The 23,766-nt window shown below is 63.7% G+C and carries 18 protein-coding genes and 1 pseudogene; 6 read left to right on the forward strand and 13 right to left on the reverse strand.

The features are described from left to right. Window positions 1-85 precede the first annotated feature (85 nt). Both AAE027_RS03370 and AAE027_RS03375 read left to right on the forward strand, forming a co-directional pair. Window positions 86-694 (forward strand): 2-hydroxychromene-2-carboxylate isomerase, encoded by a 609-nt coding sequence (locus AAE027_RS03370; protein WP_370985499.1) that lies wholly within the window; start codon window positions 86-88, stop codon window positions 692-694. Then, complete coding sequence (locus AAE027_RS03375) at window positions 694-1,671, forward strand: NADPH:quinone oxidoreductase family protein (RefSeq protein WP_370985500.1); 978 nt, start codon at window positions 694-696, stop codon at window positions 1,669-1,671. Before AAE027_RS03370 ends, AAE027_RS03375 begins: the two co-directional genes overlap by 1 nt. A 148-nt stretch (window positions 1,672-1,819) precedes the next feature. Here AAE027_RS03375 and AAE027_RS03380 read toward each other — a convergent pair whose 3' ends face one another. The 8 genes from AAE027_RS03380 to AAE027_RS03415 all read right to left on the reverse strand — a co-directional run bounded on the left by AAE027_RS03380 (window position 1,820) and on the right by AAE027_RS03415 (window position 12,404). Next, window positions 1,820-2,710, reverse strand: a complete 891-nt coding sequence (locus tag AAE027_RS03380; RefSeq protein ID WP_370985501.1) for a crotonase/enoyl-CoA hydratase family protein — start codon at window positions 2,708-2,710, stop codon at window positions 1,820-1,822. A gap of 297 nt (window positions 2,711-3,007) precedes the next feature. After that, window positions 3,008-4,429, reverse strand: a complete 1,422-nt coding sequence (locus AAE027_RS03385; protein ID WP_370985502.1) for an amidase — start codon at window positions 4,427-4,429, stop codon at window positions 3,008-3,010. After that, on the reverse strand, window positions 4,422-5,594 hold the full coding sequence (locus tag AAE027_RS03390) for a M20 aminoacylase family protein (protein WP_370985503.1): 1,173 nt from the start codon (window positions 5,592-5,594) through the stop codon (window positions 4,422-4,424). Before AAE027_RS03390 ends, AAE027_RS03385 begins: the two co-directional genes overlap by 8 nt. Before the next feature lie 13 nt (window positions 5,595-5,607). After that, complete coding sequence (locus tag AAE027_RS03395; RefSeq protein ID WP_370985504.1) at window positions 5,608-7,113, reverse strand: M81 family metallopeptidase; 1,506 nt, start codon at window positions 7,111-7,113, stop codon at window positions 5,608-5,610. 309 nt (window positions 7,114-7,422) lie between these two features. After that, window positions 7,423-9,072 (reverse strand): ABC transporter ATP-binding protein, encoded by a 1,650-nt coding sequence (locus AAE027_RS03400; RefSeq protein WP_370985505.1) that lies wholly within the window; start codon window positions 9,070-9,072, stop codon window positions 7,423-7,425. 156 nt (window positions 9,073-9,228) lie between these two features. Then, window positions 9,229-10,116 carry an ABC transporter permease gene (locus tag AAE027_RS03405; protein WP_091888843.1) on the reverse strand — a complete coding sequence of 296 codons (888 nt, stop codon included), beginning with the start codon at window positions 10,114-10,116 and terminating at the stop codon, window positions 9,229-9,231. A 19-nt stretch (window positions 10,117-10,135) separates the two neighbouring features. Further along, on the reverse strand, window positions 10,136-11,077 hold the full coding sequence (locus AAE027_RS03410; protein WP_164934790.1) for an ABC transporter permease: 942 nt from the start codon (window positions 11,075-11,077) through the stop codon (window positions 10,136-10,138). Between the two features lie 196 nt (window positions 11,078-11,273). Further along, complete coding sequence (locus AAE027_RS03415; RefSeq protein ID WP_370985506.1) at window positions 11,274-12,404, reverse strand: M20/M25/M40 family metallo-hydrolase; 1,131 nt, start codon at window positions 12,402-12,404, stop codon at window positions 11,274-11,276. A gap of 270 nt (window positions 12,405-12,674) precedes the next feature. On the opposite strand from AAE027_RS03415, the gene AAE027_RS03420 reads away from it, so the two are divergent. Further along, window positions 12,675-14,285 (forward strand): ABC transporter substrate-binding protein, encoded by a 1,611-nt coding sequence (locus tag AAE027_RS03420; protein ID WP_370985507.1) that lies wholly within the window; start codon window positions 12,675-12,677, stop codon window positions 14,283-14,285. Between the two features lie 232 nt (window positions 14,286-14,517). Beyond that, complete coding sequence (locus AAE027_RS03425; protein WP_370985508.1) at window positions 14,518-16,113, forward strand: glycosyltransferase family 39 protein; 1,596 nt, start codon at window positions 14,518-14,520, stop codon at window positions 16,111-16,113. A gap of 9 nt (window positions 16,114-16,122) precedes the next feature. On the opposite strand, the gene AAE027_RS03430 is transcribed toward AAE027_RS03425, so the two are convergent. From AAE027_RS03430 to AAE027_RS03445, 4 genes and pseudogenes are all read right to left on the reverse strand, one after another. Continuing rightward, on the reverse strand, window positions 16,123-16,260 hold the full coding sequence (locus AAE027_RS03430) for a hypothetical protein (RefSeq protein WP_370985510.1): 138 nt from the start codon (window positions 16,258-16,260) through the stop codon (window positions 16,123-16,125). A 54-nt stretch (window positions 16,261-16,314) separates the two neighbouring features. Beyond that, window positions 16,315-16,448: pseudogene (locus tag AAE027_RS03435) on the reverse strand (MFS transporter); the annotation flags it as partial. Beyond that, complete coding sequence (locus AAE027_RS03440) at window positions 16,448-17,446, reverse strand: phosphatase PAP2 family protein (RefSeq protein WP_370985511.1); 999 nt, start codon at window positions 17,444-17,446, stop codon at window positions 16,448-16,450. The pseudogene AAE027_RS03435 and the gene AAE027_RS03440, both read right to left, overlap by 1 nt. Before the next feature lie 304 nt (window positions 17,447-17,750). Continuing rightward, complete coding sequence (locus AAE027_RS03445; protein ID WP_370985512.1) at window positions 17,751-18,794, reverse strand: methyltransferase; 1,044 nt, start codon at window positions 18,792-18,794, stop codon at window positions 17,751-17,753. A gap of 141 nt (window positions 18,795-18,935) precedes the next feature. On the opposite strand from AAE027_RS03445, the gene AAE027_RS03450 reads away from it, so the two are divergent. After that, window positions 18,936-20,528, forward strand: coding sequence for a winged helix-turn-helix domain-containing protein (locus AAE027_RS03450; RefSeq protein ID WP_370985513.1), 1,593 nt, complete (start codon window positions 18,936-18,938; stop codon window positions 20,526-20,528). 217 nt (window positions 20,529-20,745) lie between these two features. On the opposite strand, the gene AAE027_RS03455 is transcribed toward AAE027_RS03450, so the two are convergent. Then, a complete protein-coding gene (locus AAE027_RS03455) occupies window positions 20,746-21,996 on the reverse strand; it encodes a multidrug effflux MFS transporter (RefSeq protein WP_370985514.1) in 1,251 nt (416 codons plus the stop codon). Between the two features lie 354 nt (window positions 21,997-22,350). Here AAE027_RS03455 and AAE027_RS03460 point away from each other — a divergent pair, with 354 nt between their 5' ends. After that, a complete protein-coding gene (locus AAE027_RS03460) occupies window positions 22,351-23,646 on the forward strand; it encodes a hypothetical protein (protein ID WP_479714201.1) in 1,296 nt (431 codons plus the stop codon). Window positions 23,647-23,766: the final 120 nt, after the last annotated feature.

Here is a 23,766-nt window from a genome sequence, read left to right on the forward strand (position 1 = left end):
TGTTGCGCCCCTTCCTGCCATGTCTTAACGTCGAGGTACAGAACGACAAAAGTCGTCAAACCCGCGCCGCCGGACCGGAAACGCCATGATCGAATTCTTCTTCGACTGTTCCAGCCCCTGGACCTATCTCGCCTTCCACAACATCCAGCCGCTCGCGAAGGAGCTCGGCGCGGAGATCATCTGGCGGCCGATCCTGGTGGGCGGCATCTTCAACACCGTCAACCCGAGTGTCTATGCGCAGCGGGAGAAGCCGGTGCCGCTGAAGGCGCGCTACATGAAAAAGGACCTCGCCGACTGGGCTCGCTCGGCTGGCCTGTCGATCAAGATGCCGCCGACGGTGTTTCCGGTGAACAGCGTCAAGGCGATGCGTGGCTGCCTCTGGCTGGGCAAGGACATGGTGCCGTTCGCGACCGCCGTGTTCGAGACCTACTGGGGCGAGGACAAGGACATCTCGCAGGACGCGGTGCTCGCCGACATCTGCAGGAAGGTGGGAATCGACGAACAGAAATTCTTCGCCGGCATCGCAGAGCAGGGCATCAAGGACCAGCTCAAGGCGAATACGGAGGAGGTCGTCGCGCGTGGCGGTTTCGGCTCGCCGACCATCTTCGTCGGCAAGACCGACATGTATTTCGGCAACGATCGCCTGCCGCTGATCCGCGAGGCGCTGCAGCGTCAAAAGGCGAGTGCGGCCTGATGGTGCGGGCTATCGTCTGCCGCGAACTCGGGGCGCCCGAGACGTTGCGGCTGGAAGAGTTTCCGCCGCCGCCGCTTGGGCATGGCGAGGTGCGCGTTGCGATCCGCGCTGCCGGCCTGAACTTTCCCGATGTGCTGATGGCGGCAGGCGAATATCAGCTCAAGCCGGAGCTGCCGTTCACGCCCGGCATGGAAGCCGCCGGGGACGTGATCGAAGTGGGGGCGGAGGCGAGGGGCGTTGCCGTCGGCGACAAGGTCATCGTGAAGATGCGCCACGGCGCCTTCACCGATGAGGCGGTGGTGACGCCATCGCAGCTCACACCTAAGCCGTCCACTTTCGACTATGCGGAGGCTGCGACCTATCTCGCCGGTCACGGCACGGCCTATCATGCACTGATCGATCGCGGCCGGGTCGCGCCGGGTGAGGTGCTGCTGGTGCATGGCGCCGGCGGCGGCGTCGGCCTTGCCGCCGTCGAGATCGGCAAGATGCTGGGCGCGACCGTGATTGCGACCGCCTCCAGCGACGAGAAGCTGGCCATCGCAAAGGCGCGCGGCGCCGATCATCTCGTCCGCTACGATCGCGAGCCGTTTCGCGATGCCGTCAAGCGCATCACCGACGGCCGCGGCGCCGATGTCGTGTTCGATCCCGTCGGCGGCCAGGTTTTCGAGGATTCGATGCGCTGCATCGCCTGGGGCGCGCGGCTTCTGGTGATCGGCTTCACCGGCGGCATCGGTTCGGCCAAGACCAATCTGCTGCTGATCAAGGGCGCCAGCGTGTTGGGGGTGCGTGCCGGCGAGGCCGTGCGAAGAAATCCCGCGCTCGGCGAAGTGCGCCTGAAGGCGCTGCTGCAATGGGCGGAGGAAGGCAAGCTGCGCCCGAACGTCTCGCATCGCCTGCCGCTGGAAGACTATGCGAAGGCGATGCGGCTTCTGATCGAGCGCAAGGCGATCGGACGCGTGGCGCTGGTGATGGATTGACGGTGTTGTAGGTGCCGTAGGGTGGGCAAAGCGACTTGTCCGCCGTAGCTCGGAGAGCGAAGGCGGAAGCGTGCCCACCATTCTGGTTTCGGTTGCGGGTAGATGGTGGGCACGGCGCAAGAGCGCCTTTGCCCACCCTACGAGAGCCTCACTTGTACTCCCGCTCGGTCCACCACGGGAAATAATCCGGCATATCGCTGGACACCTTGTTCTTGAACTGCGCCGGACGCTTCTCCAGGAACGACACCACGCCTTCCTTAACGTCCTCCGAGCGGCCGCGGGCATAGATGCCGCGGCTGTCGACCTTGTGGGCCTCCATCGGATCGTCTGCGCCCATCATGCGCCACATCATCTGGCGGATCAGGGCGATCGAGACCGGCGCAGTCTTGGCGGCAAATTCCTTGGCAAGTGCGCGTGCGGTTGGCAGGAGATCATCCGGGGCGACGACCTTGCTGACGAGACGGCCGGAGAGCGCTTCTTGCGCCGGGAAGACGCGGCCCGAATAGCACCATTCCAAGGCCTGCGAGATGCCGACGATGCGCGGCAGGAACCAGCTCGAGGCGGCCTCCGGCACGATGCCGCGCTGGGAGAACACGAAGCCGAAGCGCGCGGCGTCCGAGGCGATGCGGATGTCCATGGCGAGCTGCATGGTGACGCCGATGCCGACCGCGGGGCCGTTCACCGCGGCAATCACCGGCTTCAGGCACTTGAAGATGCGCAAGGTCACCTGACCGCCGCCGTCGCGCACCTGCGGATCGCTGTAATCGACCTTGCCGTCGGCGAAGCGCTTCACCGGCCCGCGGCGCGCGTCGCGGTCGAACGTGTCGGCGCCGGAGGAGAGATCGGCGCCCGCGCAAAAACCGCGGCCGGCCCCGGTGACGATGATGGCGCGGACATTGTCGTCCTTGTCGGCGGCGTCGAACGCGTCGATCAGCTCTGCTTGCATCTGCGCGTTGAAGGCGTTGAGCTTGTCGGGCCGGTTCAGCGTGATGGTGAGGATCTGCTCGGCGACCTCGTATTTGATCGTCTCATACGCCATGGTGGTTTCCTTCCGTTGTTCTTTTCGCTGCGCAGATGGCAGAGGGCTTGAGTTTTTTTACCCTCCCCTGGAGGGGGAGGGTCGATCGCGCGTAGCGCGAGCGGGGTGGGGTGATCTCTCCTCTCGGGCACTGCCGGACGCGGAGAGACCGTCACCCCACCCCGTCTCACATGTCGCTTCGCTCAATGTGAGCCGACCCTCCCCCTCCAGGGGAGGGTAAGCAAGAGAGGCTCCGCATGCTGCCCGTCCCAAGTCATTCGGGCTTGCGCCTAAAGGGCGCGGGATGAGGAGAGCGTCTTACCGCCCCGGCGGCTTGGGCCAGGGCTGCTGCGGGCCGCGCAGACCTTCAAAGGCCTTGGCCATGCCGAGCACGCCGATATCGTCGAAGCGGCGGCCGACGATCTGCACGCCGATGGGAAAACCCTTGGCATCGAAGCCGCCGTTGACGGAGATCGCAGGGTTCTCCGACATATTCCACGGCACGGTATAGGCGATGTGCTCGAACGGCTTCATGGGATCGTTGGTGGGCGAGGCCCATTCCGCCGGGTAGTTCACGTTCGGGGCGGTCGGCGAGATCACGTAGTCGATCTCGCAAAATAGTTTTCCTGCGGCCGCGCGAATCGCCATGGTCTGGTTGAAGCCGCGGATGACGTCGACGCCGGACAGCTTGGCGCCGGACTCGCCCCACTTGAAGATGTAGGGCAGCACCTTGGCCTGCTCGGCCGGCGTCAGCTTGGACAGATCGTCCCACATCCGTGCACGCCAGAAATTGTCGAGGCCGTCGAGCATCTCGCGCGTGAGGATGCCGTCGACCTCGGTGACGACGGCGCCGGCGGATTCGAACGCCTTGGCCGCCTTCACGGCGACCTCGCGCACCGGCTTGTCCAGCGGCATGCCGACGCCGGGATCGAGCATCAAGCCGATGCGCAGTTTGCGCGGAGACTTCTCCAGCCCCTTCCAGTTGAGGGGCTCGGCCGGCAGGCTCATGCCGTCGCGCCGGTCGGGCTTTGCAATCGCGCTCATCATCAGCGCGCAATCATCGACCGTGCGGGTCATCGGTCCGGCAACGCGGCCGACATAGGTGGGGTCGATCGGCACGCGGCCGAAGCTCGGCTTCAGCCCGACAAGGCCACACCAGCCCGCGGGCAGGCGCACCGAGCCGCCGATATCGGTCCCGAGATGCAACGGACCATAGCCGGCTGCCGCGGCAGCACCGGCGCCAGCGCTGGAGCCGCCGGGGTTCTTGGAGAGGTCCCAGGGATTGCGCGCGAGCGCGTGAAAGCTGGAGAGACCGGAGGACAGCATGCCGTAATCGGGCATGGTGGTCTTGGCGAAGATGATCGCGCCGGCCTCGCGCAGCCGCGCGGCGGGCGGTGCGTCCTTCTCGGCTGGCACCAGCTTGACGCTGGCAGCCCCCAGCGGCACCGGCACGCCCTTGGTCGCGATATTGTCCTTCACCGTGACAGGCACGCCGTCGAGCGCGCCAGACGGCTCGCCGCCGGTCCAGCGCGCGGTCGAGGCCTTCGCGGCCTCGCGCGCGCCGTCGGGGTCGAATGCATAGAGCGCTTTCAGATGCGGTTCCCACGCCGCGACGTGCGCAAGCACGTCCTCCAGCACCTCGCTCGGCGAGAACTGCTTGGCGCGATAGCCCGCGATCAGATCGACCGCGGACAGATCATGCAGCGAGGTGACCGTCTCTTCGGCGCTCTTTTTATGCATGGCTACCCACCGGCATGCGGGTCTCGATGATGCGGGCGAACATGCTGGCGCCGATCGGCAGGATCTTGTCGTCGAGCACGAAGCCGGGATTGTGCACGGGCACCGAGCCGTCGTGGCCGACCCAGAAATAGGCGCCGGGAATGGTTTGCAGCATGTCGGCAAAATCCTCGCTGCCCATCTTCGGCTGGGCGCGGGTGATCACGTTGGCGGGATCCACGATCGTGCGCGCGACCTCCTCGACCACCTTGGACTGCTCGACCTGGTTGATCAGGACGCCAAAAGTGTCGCGGATGTCGGCTTCGATCGTGCACTGGAACGCAGCTGCTATGCCGGCACAGATCGTGCGGATGCGCTCGCTGATCAGGGCGCGAACTTCGTCCGAGAAGGTGCGGATGGTGCCGCAGAGATGCGCTTCGCCGGGGATGACGTTGTAGGCGGAGCCGGCATGGATCTGGGTGATCGAAATGACGGCGGACTGCAGCGGCTCGACGTTGCGGCTGACGATGGTCTGGATCGCCTGCGCCAGCGTGGTCGCGATGATCACCGCGTCCTTGGAGCGCTCGGGCATCGCGCCATGCGCGCCATAGCCGGTGATGCGGAGGTCGAAGAAGTCGGCGCTGGCCATCGCCGGGCCTGGCAGGATTGCGATCTCGCCGTGGTTGAGGTCAGGCGCGTTGTGCAGGCCGTAGAGCTCGTCGCAGGGGAATTTCTCGAACAGGCCGTCCTTGATCATCGCGCGGGCGCCGCCAAGGCCTTCTTCGGCCGGCTGGAAGATCAAATGCACGGTGCCGTCGAAATTCCGGGTCTCGGCGAGATAGCGCGCGGTGCCGAGCAGCATGGTGGTGTGGCCGTCATGACCGCAGCCGTGGAAGCGGCCAGGGATCTTCGAGCTCCATTTCAGATTGGTGTTCTCCTCCATCGGCAGCGCGTCCATGTCGGCGCGCAGGCCGATGCGCTTGCCGCTTGTCCCCTTGCCTTTGATGACGCCGATCACGCCGGTGCCGCCGAGGCCGCGATGCACCTCGATGCCCCAGCTCTTCAGCTTGTCGGCGACGATGCCGGAGGTGCGCACTTCCTCGAAGCCGATCTCGGGATGGGCGTGGAGGTCGCGCCTGATAGCAGTGAGTTCGTCGGCATAGCCGTCGATGTGGTCGATCGTGGGCATGTGTCCTGTCCGGTTAGCGTGATGGGGGATGGAAGGCGGGGCCGTTCGGCTTGATGCGGATGCCCGGCCGCAGGCGCGTCCAGGGCAGGGTGGCGGTGTCGGCCGGCATCGCGCCGGGGGCGGCGCAGATCAGCAGCTTCTCCGCGATCGGCTCGAAATCGGCGCGGAAGTGCACCGAGCTCTTGTTGACCAAAATCTTCTGCGCGGTCGGCTCGATGCCGACATAGCGGTACATCGCTTGGTCGGCGAGCTGCGCCTTGTGCGAGGAGACGACGACGCGGACGTCGCCGATGCGCAGGCAAGCGGAGGGACCCATCTCCATCTCGCGGCCGCCATAATAAGGACCGGGCGCGACGAAGCGGCCGTCGGAAAGCTGTTCGACCACGAAGGTCTCGCGATAGGGCTCGTCGCCGGGGATGCCGGATTTGCCGCCGAGCGACAGCGTCACGGTGGCGCCGACGCCGGCTGCATGCGCGGCCCTGGCCGAGACCGGATCGTAGATCGCCCCCGTCGCGGCGCTCGCTCTGTTGCGCACCAGCGCGCGCAGCATGCCTGTCGTGTCGGAATCCCCGCCCGCGCCTGGATTGTCCTGGGTGTCGGCGATGATGATCGGCTTGCTCGCGCTCCTGGAAAGCTCCATCGCGTGGCGCACGCCGTCGTCGGGGGACCAGATCTTGCCGTCGAAATCGTCCTCGTGGCTCTCGATCAGCTTGACGATCGCATCAGCCGCGCGATCGGCGTCGGCTTGCGTCTTGCCATAGGCAAACACGCTCGGTCCGCAATCGCGGAAATCGGCGGCGGGGAAGCCCGGTGCGAAGGAGAGTGTCGGAACCGCATCGTTCTCCAGCGCAGCGAGCCTCTCGTAGATGCCTTGGGTGGGCTGGTCGTTGGTGCACTGCCAACTGATCGGGATCAGGAACGGCAATTGCCGGAACGCCTTTGCGAAGCGCTGCTTCGACTTCAGCAACAGCGCGAGATGCCTTGCGCAGGCGCGGCCGGTTGCGGCCATGTCGACATGCGGATAGGTGCGGTAGGCGATCAGCGCGTCGGCATGCTCGATCATCTCGGGCGTGACATTGGCGTGGAGGTCGAGGCTCGCGACCAGCGGAACATCCTTGCCGATGATGCGGCGCACGCGCGCCAAGATCTCGCCTTCGCCGTCGTCGAGATGCTCGGTCACCATCGCCCCGTGCAGGTCGAGATAGACGGCATCGAGCGGACCGGCGGCTGCGATGCCGTCGACCATCACCTTCACGATGCGCTCGAAAGCATCCTTGGTGACATGCGCCGACGGGCTCGCACCGCAGGCGATCGTTGGAATGAGTTCCCAATCATTCGCTTCCGCGCCGTCGACGAAGCCCGCGAGACCGACATTGATGCGCCGCATCACCTTCAGCACGTCGGCGCCTTGCGTCATCGCCGGCCAGCCGCCGCCATGCTGAAAGTCCGCGAACGTCGCCTTCGTCGGAGCGAAGGTGTTGGTCTCGTGCAGGAAGCCGCCGACGGCGATGCGTGTCATTACTCAGTCCAAACAAATGAAAGTGCGCGACGTTAGCCTTCGACGTTAGCCTTGGCCCCGCGGCGAGAGCAAGGTGCGAAGCAATCGCGCCATGCATAGGGTCAGATCGTTTTGGGAATGCTGCGGATGCGGTGGGTGTTGTGAGAGGAGCCATCTGCCATACCTCCGGTGTCGTCCTGGCGAAGGCCAGGACCCATACCGCGAGGTCTATCTGTGGTGTGCGCTGTTAGTCCCGAGCGATGAGTCTTCGCCAAACTTCTCGCGGGGTAATGGGTCCTGGCTTTCGCCAGGACGACAGCGGAGAGATTTTTACGCGCTCGCCCCCACGCCCTCTGCCACCGGCCGGAAGTTCGCAAAGTCCCAGTCGCGCCCCGGAGCTGCATCCAGCAGCGCCTTGGTGTAGGCCTCCTTCGGATGCGTCAGCACTTCGGCGGCGGGGCCCTGTTCGACGACGCGGCCGTGCTGCATCACCACGACCTCGTCGCAGATTTGCGCGGCGACGCGCAAATCATGGGTGATGAACAGGATGGCAATGCCGAGCCTCTTCTGGATCTCGTCCAGCAGTTCCAGCACCTGCGCCTGCACGGAGACGTCGAGGGCGGAGACCGCCTCGTCCGCGACCAGCACGTCCGGATCGAGCGCGAGCGCGCGGGCAATGGCGATGCGCTGGCGCTGGCCGCCGGAGAACTGATGCGGATAGCGCGACACCGCATCTGCGGGCAGGCCGACCAGCTCGAGCAGCTCGCGCGCCCGTTTCATGGCATCGGCGTGTGCGACGCCGTAATTGATCGGGCCTTCGGCGATGCTCTCGCCGACGGTGACGCGCGGATTGAGCGAGCGGTAGGGATCCTGGAACACGATCTGGATCTTCTGCCGGTGCGGCTGGAGCAGGCGGCGCGAGATGTCGGCGATCTCGCGGCCGGCGAGGCGCACGCCGCCGGAGGTCGGATCTATCAGGCGGACGATGCAGCGCGCGACCGTCGACTTGCCCGAGCCGCTCTCGCCGACGATGCCGAGGGTGCGGCCCTTGCGCAGCGTCAGCGTCACCTTGTCGGCGGCGACGACCTCGCGGCCTTTGCCGAAGAAGGCGCGCTCCTTGTAGACCTTGCTGAGGTCGTTGGCCTCCAGCACCACCGGCTCACGGGTCTCCTCGCGCGGCGACCGCGGCACCAGGCTCGGCACCGAGGCGAGCAAATTGCGGGTGTATTCCATGGTTGGATTGCGCAGCACGGTCTCGAGCGGACCGGTCTCGACCAGACGGCCCTGCCGCATCACCGCGACGCGGTCGGCGATCTCCGCAACCACGCCCATGTCGTGGGTGATGAACAGCACCGCCGTGCCGTGATCGCGCTGGAGGTCGCGGATCAGGGTCAGAATCTGCTTCTGCGTGGTGACGTCGAGCGCAGTGGTCGGCTCGTCCGCGATCAGGAGCTTTGGTTCGAGCACCAGGGCCATCGCGATCATGATGCGCTGGCGCTGGCCGCCGGAGAGGCGGTGCGGGTAGGAGGCGAAGATGCGCTCGACCTGCGGCAGGCGCACCTGCTCCATCATGTCGAGGATGCGCTTCTTCCGTGTTTTGGCGTCGAGATTGGTATGGGCGCGCAGGACTTCGTCGATCTGGCGGCCGACCGGCACGACCGGATTGAGTGCGGTCATCGGCTCCTGAAAAATCATCGCCATCTGCGTGGCGCGGAGCTGGCGCAGGCGGCGGTCGGTCGCGGTGAGCAGCTCCTCGCCGACCAGCTTGACGCTGCCGCCGGTCGGCACCAGCGTGCCCTTGGGCAAGAGGCCCATCGTGGTCAGGGAGGTCACCGACTTGCCCGAGCCGCTTTCGCCGACGAGGCACAGCGTCTCGCGCTCGCGCACCTGGATCGAGATGCCGTCGATGATCTTCGGCCCGCCCGGCTTCTTGCCGACGGAGACGACGAGATTGTTGATGTCGAGGATGGTGTTGGTCATCAGGTCACTCCATCGTCATTGCGAGGAGCCCGCGACAAAATTGCAAAGCAATTTTGCGCTGGCGACGAAGCAATCCAGAATCTTTCCGCGAAGGCAGACTGGATTGCTTCGCTTCGCTCGCAATGACGAAACAAGGGGATGGGCCGGCGAAACAAATCACTTCCCCTCCCGCTGCTTCATGCGCGGATCGAGGGCGTCGCGGGCGGCATCGCCGATCAAGTTGATGCTGAGGATGGCGATCGAGAGCAGCAGGCCCGGCCAGAAGATCAGCGACGGCTTGAGCTGGAAGTACTGGCGGCCCTCGGCCATGATATTGCCCCAGGTCGGCGTCTCCGGCGAGATGCCGGCGCCGAGGAAGGAGAGAATGGCCTCGGTCAGGATCGCGGAGGCGCAGACATAGGTGCCCTGGACGATCAGCGGTGCGATCGTGTTCGGCATCAGATGCCGCCACATGATCTTCGGCAGGCTGGAGCCGACCGAGATCGCCGCCTCGACGTAAGGCTCCTCGCGCGCCGACAGCACCACCGAGCGCACTAGGCGCGCCACGCGCGGGATCTCCGGAATGGTGATCGCGATCAGCACGGTCCAGAGGCTGGCACCGGAGAGGGACACCACGGCGATCGCGAGCAGGATGCTCGGCATCGCCATCAGGCCGTCCATGATCCGCATCATCACGGCATCGACCAGCTTGAAGAAGCCGGAGACGAGACCGATCGCAAGGCCAATGGCGACCGAGAGAATCGCCGAGCCGATGCCGATCAGAAGCGAGATGCGACCGCCATAGATGACACGCGACAAGAGATCGCGTCCGTAGGCGTCGGTGCCGAGCAGGAACTGCGCCGACGACGGTTTGAGCCGCTGCGACGGCGCGAGCTGGATCGGATCATGCGGCGCGATCAGCGGCGCCACGATCGAGATCACCACGACCAGCGCGAGGCAGACCGTGGCCGTCGCGATGATCGGCGTCGAGGTGAGGAATCCGAACCGCGGCCGCAGCGGCGACGTGATCGGAATGGACGACTGGGGGAGGCTATCAACCGACATTCTTGTTCTTACCCTTGCCTCAGTACCGGATCCGGGGATCGAGCAGCGTATAGGCGACGTCGATCAGGAGATTGACGACGACATAGATCAGCGACGTCAGCAGGATCATCGCCTGGATCACCGGATAGTCGCGCGCCAGCACCGCGTCCACGGTGAGGCGGCCGATGCCGGGAATGTTGAATACGCTCTCGGTGACGACGACGCCGGAGATCAGCAGCGCGAATCCGGTGCCGATGACGGTGATCACGGGCACCGCGGCGTTGCGCAGCGCATGCCGCATCATCACGGCGACTTCGTTGATGCCCTTGGCGCGTGCGGTGCGGACGTAATCTTCGCCGAGCACGTCGAGCATCGCCGCGCGCGTCATGCGCGCGATCAGTGCGATGTAGATGAAGGAGAGCGCGCAAGTCGGCAGGATGATGCGTTCGAAGAACGGGCCAAAACCATTCGAGATGCTCTTGAAGCCCTGCACCGGCACCCAGCGCAAATCGATCGCGAAGATTTCGATCAGGACATAGCCGACCACGAACACCGGCACGGAGAAGCCGAGCACGGACAGGCCCATCACGAAGCGGTCGATCCAGGTGCCGTGCTTCCACGCCGCGATCACACCCAAGGGCACGGCGACGATGACGGCGAGGATGATGGTCGACAGCGCAATCGAGATCGACGGCTCGACGCGCTGGCCGATCATCTTCATCACCGGCAGGTTGGAGATCAGCGAGGTCCCGAGGTCGCCGTGCAGCAGCTTGTTCACCCAGGTGACGAACTGCACGATCAGGGGCTCGTTGAGGCCGAGCGATGTGCGGATGCGCTCCAGCCGCTCCGGCGTCGCGTTGTCGCCGGCGAGAATGGCGGCGGGATCGCCGGGGGTGAGGCGAAGCAGCAGGAAGACGAACAGCGCGACGACGCCCATCACGGGCACGGCGGCGAAGATTCGGCGAACGAGATATCCGAGCAAGTTGGATCCGTCAGATTAGAGTCAAATCGTGGCAGGGGCTTTGGCAAGCCTGCCATCAGCCTAACATTTCAGCAATTCCCGTGCCATCCGGGCCACAGCTTTTGCAGTGCGGCCAGTCGTTTCGAGCGCCCCTTTCACCTCAGGCGTCATTCCGGGTTCAGTCCTTTGGACCGCCCCGGAATGACGGGCTCAAAAATCACTCCAGCGTTGCCAGCAGCCCCGCCATCAGCCGGCCGCGTTCGACCAGGCTTTCGACCTCGATATACTCTTCGAGCGTGTGGCCGTTGCCACCACGCACGCCCAGGCCGTCGAGCGTCGGGATCCCCATTGCGCCGGTGAAGTTGCCGTCGGAGCCGCCGCCGGCACTCGCATGCGGCAGTTCGGCGCCGAGCGACTTGGCGATGCCGCGGGCTTTTTCATACAACGCCATGGTCCCGGCATCCGGTTCCCACACCGGGCGCGTCACGCCGCGGGTGACCTTGAAGGTGACATCATTGGTTGTGCCTGACAGCGCCAGCATCCTCTCGACGCCGCGATCGAGATCGGCCTGGCGCTTGGCCATCGACAGCGCCTCGCCTGTGGCGGTCGTGGCAACGCAATTGACCCATTGTCCGCCATGCACGACGCCAACCGAGAAGGTGCAGTCCTCCGTGGTCATCGCGTCGATTGCGAGGATCTGCCGGGCCATCTCGCGGATCGCCGAGCGTCCCGCCGAGAGCGTCGCACCGGCGTGGCTCGGCCGTCCCGTCGCCTCGAGATTGAAACGCGCGATGGCGTAACGTCCGGTGGTGACGCCGTTGTCGGCGCGGCCGGGCTCGGGCACCAACACGTATTTGTTGCGCGCGGCCTCTGCCTCGATGATGTCGCGGGTCGAGGGGGTGCCGACTTCCTCGTCCGGCGTGAACAGCACCGTGATCGGCAGCGGCGTGGTGAAGGCGGCGCGCGCCAGCTGCCGGATCGCCTCCAGCGAGAGATAATTGCCGCCCTTCATGTCGTAGATGCCGGGGCCGTAGCACTTGTTGCCCTCACGCCGCCATTTCAGCTTCTCGATGGTGCCGACCGGGTGGACGGTATCCATGTGCCCGGCGATCAGGATGCCGGGCTCGCCCTGCTTCGGATGGGGAAAGCGCGCGCGGATCACGTCGCCAAAGCCCTGGCGGCCGGCGATGCGTTCGATGGTCGCACCCATGATGGCCATATCCCGCGCTGCGAAATCGAGTATGCGATTCACGGCGCCTGCGTCCCAGGTCGGACTCTCGCATTCCACCCAGCCGCGCAGGCCCTGGAGCATCGCCTCGGAATCGAAGGGAAGATTGGCTGGATTCATCTCAATGTCTCTCAAGCTTTGAAAGATGGAACGCGCATTGCATCGGCGCGGGGCAGGACAGGCAGAGAGTGTTGTAGAGCCAAACCGATCCTTGTGGAGCCCGTGCACACGCCGCGAGGGCTTGCAGCGAAACCGGATTGACGCGCTCGGCACGGTCTGCAAGTCTCGAAAAGATAAAGGCATTGCATGAGGTTAGTTCGCCCAAAGAACGAACCGGATGCTCAACCAATAATCTGCCTTTGAACAGTTTCACGTCAGGAGAAACTTTCCATGTTCAACTTCATGCGCCGGGGGTCTCGCGCGTTTGCCTCCAAACTTGCGCTGTCGGTCGTCGCGCTGTCCACGGCGATGGCCTCGCCGGTGTTTGCCGCCGGCAAGACCATCACGGCGGTGATGCATTCGGATCTGCGCATCATCGATCCGATCTTCACCACGGCCTACATCACGCGTGACCATGGCTACATGGTTTACGACACGCTGGTGGCCACCGATTCGAACTTCAAGATCCAGCCGCAGATGGCGGACTGGAAGATCTCCGACGACAAGCTCACCTACACCTTCACGCTGCGCGACGGCCTGAAGTGGCATGACGGCGCGCCGGTCACGGCGGAGGACTGCGTCGCCTCGCTGAAGCGTTGGGCCGCGGTCGACGGCATGGGCCAGAAGCTCATGGACTTCACCGCGAGCATCGAGGCGACCGACGCCAAGACCATCACGCTGAAGCTGAAGGAGCCCTACGGCCTCGTGCTCGATTCGATCGGCAAGCCGTCCTCGCGCGTCGCCTTCATGATGCCGAAGCGCCTCGCCGAAACGCCGCCGGACAAGCAGATTCCTGAGCAGATCGGCTCGGGTCCTTTCAAGTTCGTGCAGTCGGAATTCCAGCCGGGCGTGAAGGCGGTCTACGTCAAGAACACCGATTACGTGCCGCGCAAGGAGCCGGCGAGCTGGACCTCCGGCGGCAAGGTGGTGAAGGTCGACCGCGTCGAATGGATCACCATGCCGGACTCCCAGACCGCGGTGAACGCGCTGCAGTCGGGCGACATCGATTTCATGGAAAATCTGCCCTACGACATGCTGCCGATACTGGAGGCGAACAAGGAGATCACGCTCGAGGTCTCGAACAAGTTCGGCTTTCAGACGCTCGGCCGGATGAACTTCCTTCATCCGCCGTTCGACAACGTGAAGGTGCGCCGTGCCGCCTTGCTGGCGATGAATCAGAAGGACGTGCTCGACGCGTTGGTCGGCAACGCGAAGTACCAGAAGATCTGTGGCGCCTTCTTCGTGTGCGATACGCCGCTCGCGACCGAGGTCGGCGGCGAAACCCTGGTGAAGGGCAATGGCATGGCGGAAGCCAAGAAGGCGCTCGCCGAGTCCGGCTATGACGGCACCCCGGTCGTGATCATGGCCCCTGGCGATGTCACGACGCTGAAGGCGCAGCCGATCGTTGCGGCCCAGCTGCTGCGCGAGGCCGGCTTCAAGGTCGATTTGCAAGCGACCGACTGGCAGACCGTGGTGAGCCGCCGCGCCAGCCAGAAGCCGCCGAAGGAGGGCGGCTGGAACATGTTCTTCACCAACTGGGTCGCGGCCGACGTCTCCAACCCGATCGCCAATCTCTCGATCGGCGGCCAGGGCAAGAAGGGCGGCTGGTTCGGCTGGGCGGAAGACGCCAAGATCGAGCAGCTCAAGGACGCCTTCGTCCGCGCGCCCTCGCTCGACGAGCAGAAGAAGATCGCAGCCGACATCCAGAAGGAAGCGTATGAGCAGGTGATCTACATTCCGCTGGGGCAGTATCTGCTGCCGAGCGGCTGGCGCAAATCGCTGAGCGGCGTGCTCGACGGTCCCGCGACGCCGCTGTTCTGGAACATTGATAAGTCGGAGTAGGGGCAGGCCAGACCACGCGTCTTTCGTCTCCTTCACCACGCGGCGCCGCTGTCATCAGCGGCGCCGTTGCCTTTTGTCGACCTTGCGTTGGCTGAGAGGCCGGAGCTTTTTAACCGTTCCAGTTTTCAATTGTTGCTATTTGTTTCTGTCCTGAAATAGATGTGTCGTCCTCGCGCATCGCTTTTCCTTCTTTCATTTGATTCCCGTGCCGCTCGATTTTGCATTCCAGGCGATGGCCGAACGGTCCGATCGTGCGCCGGCGCGATGGCGCCGGCCTTTCCTGCACTGGCTGGACGCGGTCGAGACAGGCTGGGCCGTGCCGCTTCTCATCGCCTGCTTTGTCGCGATCTGGACGCTTTATCTCGTCATCGCGTACGCCGGCGGCGGCCTGCATCCCGATACGCTCGAAGCGTGGACCCTGGGCCGGCATTTCGCCTGGGGTTATCACAAGCATCCGCCATTGACCGGCTGGGTTGCCGCTAGCTGGACCTTCGTCTTCCCGCTCAGCGACTGGTCGCTGCAATTGATGGCGATGGCCAACGCCGGGCTTGCGCTGTATTTCGTGGACCTCATCGCGCGGCAGTTCGTAAGCGGGCACAAGCGCGTCCTGGTGCTGCTGCTCCTGATGCTGACGCCGGCCTATCAATTCCATGCCCAGCGCTTCAATGCCAATGCCGTGCTGCTCGCGGTCTGGCCGCTGGCGACCTGGTGCTTCCTTCGCGCGTTCGAGACGCGCTCCGCGTCGTGGGCGGTCGCGGTGGGGTGCACGACGGCGCTGGCAATGCTCGGCAAATATTATTCGATCTTTCTCGTCGCGAGCTTCGCGTTTGCCGCGCTGGCGCACCCGGCGCGGCGCGCCTATTTCACCTCCGCTTCGCCCTGGATCTCGGCGGTGGTCGGGCTCGCGGCGCTGTCGCCGCACGTCGTGTGGCTCGCGGCCACGGGGGCGTCAACTTTCACCTATGCGCTGGCCCATGCCAACGGCAATGCCTTAAGCTCGCTCGGCGAGGCCAGGAATTTCCTGCTCGGGCTGGCGGCGGCCATGAGCGTGTCGGCCGTGCTATGGGTCTTGATCGCGGGCACGCGGCTGAAGCAATTTCCGGCCGACTTCGCTGCAATGAGCCCGGGTCTGCGGCTCCTGTTCTACGTTGCCATGGGCACGATCACGTTGCCGGTGCTGACATCGCTCGTGATGGGCACTGATCTGCCGTCGCTGTGGGCATTGCAGGGGCTGTTCCTGTTCGCCGTCCTCGTGGTTTGCGGCGCGCGCTATCCGATCGAGCGCTTCTACACCGTCAACCTCACCGTGACCGTGGCTGGCGTCGCGCTCGTTGCGGTCATGGTCGTAGCGCCGATCCATGCCGTCTATCGCAACGATCACGGTTACGAAGAAGGCCGGAATTTCTACGCGCAGGTGGCCGGCGAATTGACGCGCGAATGGCGCGAGTTGGCCGGCACGCCGCTCGGCGCCGTGAGCGGTGATGATTCGCTGGCCTTCGCGACGGCGTTCTACAGCCCCGACCATCCGCATTGTGCACGGCCGTTCGAGCATCAAAACTCCTGGGGCTTGCCGCGCAAGGCGACGCTGGACCGCGGCTGGGCCGCGCTCTGTTTTCGTGGCCAGGACTATTGTGGCAGGTGGATGGAATGGGTGTCCTCGAAAGCCGGACACGTGGTCAAGCGCGAGTTCACGGTGCAGGCAACTCTGTGGGGGCGGCCCGGCCTGTCGCGGAAGGTGGTCGTGCTGATGGTGCCGCCGCGAGGAAGCGGGGCGGCACCCGAGAGCGCTGCTGAGGATTTCAGCGCCAGCAGGCGGGCGGCCGAATAGATTTCGTGATCAGCAATGGCTGTCGCGTACCTGCTCGAGCCCCTCGCTCGCCAAAGGCGTCGTGAACGTGGTCTGCTCAGCGTCCGGCTCCGAACGCTCCTGCTTCTGCCGTTTCGCCTCGCGGTCTTCGCGGTGTTTCAGTTCCATTAACGTGGCCTCTCGAATTGCTGCAGGACAACATCGAGAGGGACGGGAAGTTCCTCACGCGATGGGGCGATGATGCGGCTTGAACAGCCGTCCCTTTTTCACCGCCAGCACGATCGCGAGCGCTGCGAGCGTCGACAGGAAGAAGCCGACCGAGAACTGCACAGCGTGCCGTCGAAGCTTCGCCCGATCAGGGAGTCATGCATGCAAGCGAGGTACTTTTTGCGCCGTGGGGAATGACCAACGATTGACCTTCAATTGCTTTCGCGAAGGCAATCGCAAGAGCTGCAACGGCTGCACCAGCGAAGATGTCCACAAAGTAGTGTCCACCCCACAAGGGCGTTGCTGCCAGCATTGCAACGCACATCATTAAAGCCCATGGACGCATCCACCACGCCCACAGCGCGAGCAGAGCCGCAGCAGCATGGAAGCTGGGAAAGGTCACGATGCCGCCGATCTGCGAGATGTTCAGAACCTGTAGGCTGCTGCTTCTCACCACGGGCAGGCGATCGAGCTGGATGAGATAGCCGCTAGCCTTGAAGGTCGCGAACTCGGTTGGCAAATTGTATTGCTGATAGGTGCCGATGGCCGGTATCAGCGCAGAAATCAAAGCCACCGCACAAAGGGTGAGCAACGTCGCCATCGTGAACTGTTGCAATCGAACGTGGTTGTTCGTCAGTCCGAGAACGATGGGAACCGCGATCGGCGGCAAACCGATTGCACCATAGGACAAGCATGCGTACGGCAGCAGCGCAGGCCAGGCTGTCATGAGCCGGTAATAGACAGTCCAATCCAGTCCGAAGAATTTGTCCCAGGAGTCGAGCATGGCATCCTGCAATGGCAAATTTGCAGATGCTGCGACGTAGGTCAGGACGGCCCCGAGCATGGACACGAGGCCTAACTGGGCGATGGAAATAAGAACGTACGCAATGCGCACGGCGCGTACTCGTGACAACAAGACGTGACCCGCCGCCGTGAGACCTGCAACCGTCGCCATGCCTCCCAACAACTCGCCTTCGAGGGCCATCGAGAGTTTCAGCAAGGCAAGGGATACGCCGACGAATAGCGCCAGAATTGTAATAGTGATCCAGTTCAGCAGGTAGAGACCACAGGCTTCCACTGCTTCTGAACTCGTTTGCGCTCCGGCGGATTGGGCGGGACTGTTTCTCACGTAAGCACGAACGGTCATGCGCCGCCATTTCCTGCATTTTCCGGGAAATATATGGCAACACAACCTTTAATATATCAACAACCTGCCGGCGTCGTTAGGCAATGGAACAACCCTCATTCCTAATCAAATCTCTACGACAGCAGGATCCATTCCGGCAAAATTGAAATAAAGACATCGCATGACCTCAAGATCAGGGCGCGTACTCATAAATCTTCGTCAATATCCGCTTCGATCCGATACCGACCGCCGCTGTGCAACCGCAGCAAAGGTCGCGATGGGCCAACAGCTGCCAGGGGGGCAATACAAGCCTCCGCAAGTCTCTTCACTTGAGTCCGATCACCATCGAGTCTGGACCGGCCAGCGGTTCGATGCGCAACTCTGCAAAGCCTGCCTCCTTGAGCCAACCCATGCAGTCCGCCGCCGTAAAGTCGAAGCCTTCGCGGGTCTCAATTAGCATGTTCAGGCTCATCAGCAATCCAAAGGCATTGCGTCGACGGTCATCGTCGATGATCGGATCGTAGATGATCAGCGCGCCGCCGAACGGTAACGCTTCGTAGGCTTTGCGTATCAGCGTCCGCTTTTTATCAAGGCTCCAGTCGTGCAGGATATGCCCCATGATTAGCACATCCGCTGGCGGCATCGCCTGCGCGAAGAAGTCACCGGCCTGGAATGAAAGCCGCGCGGGGAGACCGTGCCGCGCTGCGTAGGCTTCGAAATGCGGCCTCACCACCGGCAGATCGAAGCCGATACCAGAGAGATGGGGATGTGCCCGAGCAAGCTCGACCGCAAGGCCGCCCTCGGCGGTGCCGATGTCGGCGAAGCTTTTGTAGTCAGCCCAAGGGAATTTCTCTGCAATGGCGTGCGCGGCGCCGAGACTCAATCCCGTCATCGCTTTGAGGAACTCTGAGAGGATCGCTGGGTCGCGGTATATCTCGTCGAACAGGTCACGGCCCTGCTTCGCCTCATTCTGCGGCTCGCCGGTACGCAAGGCTTCGGTCAGCGCACCCCAGAATGGATAAAGCCGCGCGTTTGCCATTTCGAGTATTCCGCCGACATAGGTTGGTTTGCGTCGATCTAGAAACTGGGAGCCAGCCGGCGTGTTGGAGTAGAAGCCATCCTTACGTTCGAGCTGTCCGAGCGACACCAGCGCATCGAGGAAGTCGCGGATGCTGCGCGGATGAAGCTTCAGCCGAGCCGTCAAAACGTCTGCGCTGAGCGGCCCGTCGGCCAGCAAAGTGAACAGCCCGAGTTCGACTGCGCTCAGCAGCGTCTTTGAGCCCCAAAAGGCGAAGCCGAGCTGCATGATGGCGTCCGGCGTTACCGATGCCCTCGCGTTAAGGTCTTTCGACTGAATTTGCTGGTTCATGGCGGGGTCTCCCGATGGGGGTACGGAACGCAACCAGATTAGTTTTGGAGCGCGAGGTTGGCCTTGAAGCCGTATTGATTTTTCATGCTCTTTCCATTGACATGCCGACTGCGGCCGGAGCCGCCCGCGGGAGACGATAGGGTGCGCCTCTATTTCGAGAAGTGTGTGTTGGACACCGACCGGCGTGAGCTTCGGCGCGGCGAAAGCCCTGTGCCGGTTCAGCCCCAGGTGTTCGACCTCCTGGTCCATCTGATCGAGAACCGTGACCGAGTGGTCACCAAGGACGATCTACTGGAGGCCGTCTGGAACGGCCGCATCGTGTCTGAATCGACGTTGATCAGTCGCATCAATGCAGCGCGCCGTGCGATCGGCGATGACGGCGACCAGCAACGACTCATCCGCACTATCGCGCGAAAGGGCGTTCGGTTCGTTGGCGAGGTAGAGAAGCGCCAGGCGGTCGCGAGTTCTTCCTTGCCTATCGAGGGGGCGCCCGAACCCTCAGCCGCAACAATGGCGCTTGTGGATCGTCCGTCGATCGCGGTCCTGCCATTCACCAACATGTCTGGCGACACCGAACACGACTTCTTCGTCGACGGGATTACGGAGGACCTCATCACGGCGCTCAGCCGCATCCGGCAGTTTCTCGTGATCGCACGCAATGCGACGCTCCGATACAAGCGCGAGCTCCCCGACATACGCGAGATAACGGCGATGCTCGGCGTACGCTATGTAGTCGAAGGTAGCGTCCGCAGGGATGCCGGACGCGTCCGTGTTTCAGCCCAACTCCTGGACGGTGGTACTGGCAATCACGTCTGGGCGGAGCGGTTCGATCGCAAGCTTGACGATATTTTTGCCATCCAAGACGAGATCGCTCGGGAAATCGCTGGGCAGATCGAGCCGGAACTGGGCCGCGCCGAATACGAGCGAACCAAGGCCACGCCCCCCGAAAACTTGGGCGCTTGGGAGCTGTTCCATCGCGGTATGGCGTTGATCGCGCAGCGTACGCGGGACGGCAATGCCGAGGCGCGGCGGGTGCTCGAGCGTTCGCTTGCGCTCGACTCCGGTTTTGCGCCCGCTCATGCGGCGATCGCGTGGAGTCAGGCAGAGGATCTCTTCTTCTGCTACGCCGCGCATGACCCGAAAGATATTCTCGACCGTGCTCGCCGTGCGGTGGTGCTCGACGATCGGGACGCTCTATCGCATCTCGCGTTGGCTTGGGGCCTGACTTTCGATCGCCAACCAGAGTCCGCAGTCAATGCGGCGAAGCGAGCGATCGCACTCAATCCAAGCTTCGCGCACGCCTATGCGATCCTTGGCCGGCTCCTGATCCAATCTGGCCGCTGCGACGAAGGTATTCGACAGGCCGAATGGGCGCTCCGTTTGAGTCCATTCGCGCCGAGCGCACGTCAGTACCTCAACGTCCTCGCCGTCGGCTATCTCTATCTAGGCAATGATGCTAAAGCGGTTGAATTCGCCCGTGAGTCCATCCACTCGTTCGACACCTGGGCGCAGCACATGATCATCACGTCGGCCCTTGGCCATCTTGGCGATCACGAAGGCGCAAAGCACGAAATTCGCGAGACGCGAAAACATCGACCAGATTTTTCGATCACCCAGGTGCTCCGGGATTACGTCGTCTTTGACGCAACTTGTCTCGATCGACTGCTGGCCGGACTTCGCAAAGCGGGCGTTGCAGAAACGTCGAAATTAGGCCTGACCTCCAGACGAAGCTAGACAACTGACAGACTCGCGGCGTGTCGGCAGGTATGTTTTGGGTCATTTTCGACGGATTCCGCGGCGGTCGTCGGTTAATGTCTGCACGAGCGACGACTTCTACTAGGAAGGCGTCAGGGTGCTCTTGTGGCGCCGACCGTTACGTTAAAGTGTCTAGCGGTGATCGATAGAGGCGCTCAGCAGAGCGCGCCCGACCCGAACGTCCGAACGAGCTCCCTCACGCGATGGGGCGATGATGCGGCTTGAACAGCCGTCCCTTTTCCACCACCAGCACGATCGCGAGCGCTGCGAGCGTCGACAGGAAGAAGCCGATCGAGAACGGTAGCAGCGTGCCGTCGAAGCTTTGGCCGATCGCCATGCCGACCACGATTCCGATCAATGTCGTGATCGAGCCATAGAGCGAGGAGGCGGTGCCGGCGATGTGGCCCTGCGGCTCCATCGCGAGCGCGGTGAAATTGGCGACCATCATGCCGAACGAGAACATCATCAGGGCGGAGAGCACCATGAACAAGGATAGCGGCAGCACGCCGAGGCTTTCGGTCAGCAGCATCACGCCGGCCACCGCGGTGTACAGCGTCAGTGCACCGTGCGAGATCACGCGCATGCCGAGCCGGCCGACCAGCCTCGCGTTGAGAAAGCCGGCGATGGCGGTGCCGGCCGCGATCGCCGCGAAGGCGAGCGGGAAGTAATGGCCGAGGTGATAGATGCCGGTGAAGACCTGCTGGGCGCAGAAGACGTAGGCAAACAACGCGCCAATGACGCTGCCGGCGGCCGTGGCGTAGCCGATGGTCTGGCGATGGGTCACGGTCTGCCGGAAGGCCGAGAGCACGTCGGCGGGTGCCAGCGACCTGCGCTCGGATTCGGGAAGGGTCTCAGGCAGCCGCAGCACGCACCATGCGAGCGCGAGCAGGCCGTACAGCATCAGCACCACGAAGATGCCGCGCCATGCCGTCACCAGCAGCACCGCCTGTCCGAACGAGGGGGCAATCACGGGCACCGCGATGAACACCATCATCGCGAGCGACATCACGCTGGCCATGCGGCGGCCGACATAGCAGTCGCGCACGATCGAGGTCGCGATCACGCGCGTCGCCGAAGTGCCGAGCCCTTGCAGCGCGCGCGCCAGCAGCAGCGTCTCGAACGAGGGCGCGGCGACCGCCAGCACGCTCGCCACCGCATAGACCGCCATGCCGCCGAGCAGCATCGGGCGGCGGCCGAAGCGGTCCGACAACGGGCCCATGACGAACTGGCCGGCGCCGAAGCCGACCAGGAAGGTCGACAGCACCAGTTGAAGATGGTTGGTGACGGGAATCTTGAAGGCGGTGCCGATGTTGGGCAGGGCCGGCAGCATCATGTCCATCGCAAGCGGATTCAGCGCCATGATGGACGCGATCACGATGACGAATTCGGGAAAACCCATGGGACGGTGTCCGGAGGACACCCAATCGTCGGCATTGACGTCGGACAAGGAAGCTCACCTCTGAAATTGAGGGCGTTATCCATTCCGATGCTGCGTTGCACAACCCCCGTTTCGGGATGGCTGTCAGGCAGGGCCGGAGCGGACAAGAATTGGTGAGATGGCCGCCTTTCCTTTCCTGCCGGATTCTCCAGATCGTGCAACCCCCGGTGGCCGGAAACCACTGATTCACCATCCCTTCCTAAAGATCGGCGTCCGGCGCGGCCCGCCGGTCCGGCAGGATGAAACCGAAACGCATTCTGCCCACAGTGCGGCCGAGATGAGGAGGCGCCGCAGCGGCGCCCAGAGAAACAAGCCAAACAAAGGTATCCGCCTGTGTCCGAGATGTCCGGTGCAGCACGATGGTTGGAGCCCGCAGCCGACACGGCTGCGAGGCGGAATGTCTGGCTTGCCTGCCTGATCGCGCTGACTGCGCTGCTGGTGCTCGGCAATCTCGCCAACGACGCCAGGCTCGATGTGAAATATGGCTGGGACGTCCGGGTCAATTGCGCGGCCGTCGATGCGCATGCCGACGGGCTCGATCCCTACTTCGTCAAGAACCTGAAGGGCACCAAGCTCTCTTATCCCTATCTGCCGGTGACGCTGGACGTCTTCCGCCCGCTGTGCGCGGGCGGCTTTCTGGTCGATCATTACAGAGGAATCTTTCTCGTCCTGGCCGTGCTCTGCGGCCTGCTCTTGCCCGGGCTCGGCCGAACGGGCACGAGCGCGCGCGATGCTGCGCTCAGGGTGCTGTGCGCGCTGGGTGCGTTCGTCGGTTTCGAATGGGTGCAGGCGTCGGGGAATTTCGCGATTCTGAGCGGCCTGCTGACCGCGATCGCGCTGTCGCTCCTGCTTCGCCTGCCTCCCTCTGGAGAAGACACGACCTTTTCCTTGCGCCTTGCCGGCGCTGCACTGCTCGGCCTCGTGACCTCGTTCAAGCTGGTGTTCTGTCCCGTGCTGGCTGCGCTCTATTTCCTGCCGCTGCCGCGCGGTCGCAAGCTGGCGCTGATCGCGATGGCGGCGTTCGGCTTCGCATTGCCGGTCCTGATGTCGAGGCTGCTGTATCCCGATCTGTTCGCGAACTGGCTGCTTGCGATTGCGGGTCAGATCCCGAACCAGCATGCCGTCGACCTCGTGGAGATCAATCCGTCGCTGCTGCTGCTGGCGCGGGACCTGATGGTCGATGCCGGCCTCGGTGACAGCAAGCCAGCGATGTTCGCGACCTATGCGCTCGCAGCCCTCGCGCTGGTGCTGGTGCCGTTCGCCCTGTCCGTCCTGCGTGTGGCCGCGAGCCAGCCGGCGCGGGGAGGGGGATCGCTTCTGATGCGATTGGATCGGTGGCTGATGGATCATCCCCGCACGGCCAAGCGCGTCACGGTGCTTGCCATGTTCGCGCTCTATCTCAGCTCGCCACGCCTCAAGGAATATGCCTTCTTCGAGCTCGCGCTCTATGCCGCCATCCTCATCGTCGATCTTCCGGCCATAGCGCTCGCCGGATGTCTCTCGGTCGGTCTGCTCATTCCCGCACTGATCTCGCTTCTGGGAGCAGCATTCGAGGGCAGCTTCATTCTCCTCACGGTCGCGCTGATGTGCTTCTGGATCCTGCTGCTCGACTTCCGTGCCGAGCCGAAACGCCTAGAGGCGGAAGGCGCGCAACCATGAGCAATGTCGCCGCGCCCGCAAGTGCCCCAGAACGAAGGCGCTCTGCCGCCGCGACTCCGGCTAGTTCGTAACCGATTGCCTGCTTTGCGGGTCTGCACGCAGGCGAGAGTTGTCAGCACC

Origin of the sequence: Bradyrhizobium sp. DN3 (assembly GCF_041357655.1) — a bacterium.
GTDB lineage: Bacteria > Pseudomonadota > Alphaproteobacteria > Rhizobiales > Xanthobacteraceae > Bradyrhizobium.

Coding starts and splice junctions, on each gene's coding strand:
- AAE027_RS03370 (WP_370985499.1), top strand. CDS start 86: ATGATCGAATTCTTCTTCGACTGTTCCAGCCCCTGGACCTATCTCGCC.
- AAE027_RS03375 (WP_370985500.1), top strand. CDS start 694: ATGGTGCGGGCTATCGTCTGCCGCGAACTCGGGGCGCCCGAGACGTTG.
- AAE027_RS03380 (WP_370985501.1), bottom strand. CDS start 2,710: ATGGCGTATGAGACGATCAAATACGAGGTCGCCGAGCAGATCCTCACC.
- AAE027_RS03385 (WP_370985502.1), bottom strand. CDS start 4,429: ATGCATAAAAAGAGCGCCGAAGAGACGGTCACCTCGCTGCATGATCTG.
- AAE027_RS03390 (WP_370985503.1), bottom strand. CDS start 5,594: ATGCCCACGATCGACCACATCGACGGCTATGCCGACGAACTCACTGCT.
- AAE027_RS03395 (WP_370985504.1), bottom strand. CDS start 7,113: ATGACACGCATCGCCGTCGGCGGCTTCCTGCACGAGACCAACACCTTC.
- AAE027_RS03400 (WP_370985505.1), bottom strand. CDS start 9,072: ATGACCAACACCATCCTCGACATCAACAATCTCGTCGTCTCCGTCGGC.
- AAE027_RS03405 (WP_091888843.1), bottom strand. CDS start 10,116: ATGTCGGTTGATAGCCTCCCCCAGTCGTCCATTCCGATCACGTCGCCG.
- AAE027_RS03415 (WP_370985506.1), bottom strand. CDS start 12,404: ATGAATCCAGCCAATCTTCCCTTCGATTCCGAGGCGATGCTCCAGGGC.
- AAE027_RS03420 (WP_370985507.1), top strand. CDS start 12,675: ATGTTCAACTTCATGCGCCGGGGGTCTCGCGCGTTTGCCTCCAAACTT.
- AAE027_RS03425 (WP_370985508.1), top strand. CDS start 14,518: ATGGCCGAACGGTCCGATCGTGCGCCGGCGCGATGGCGCCGGCCTTTC.
- AAE027_RS03430 (WP_370985510.1), bottom strand. CDS start 16,260: ATGGAACTGAAACACCGCGAAGACCGCGAGGCGAAACGGCAGAAGCAG.
- AAE027_RS03440 (WP_370985511.1), bottom strand. CDS start 17,446: ATGACCGTTCGTGCTTACGTGAGAAACAGTCCCGCCCAATCCGCCGGA.
- AAE027_RS03445 (WP_370985512.1), bottom strand. CDS start 18,794: ATGAACCAGCAAATTCAGTCGAAAGACCTTAACGCGAGGGCATCGGTA.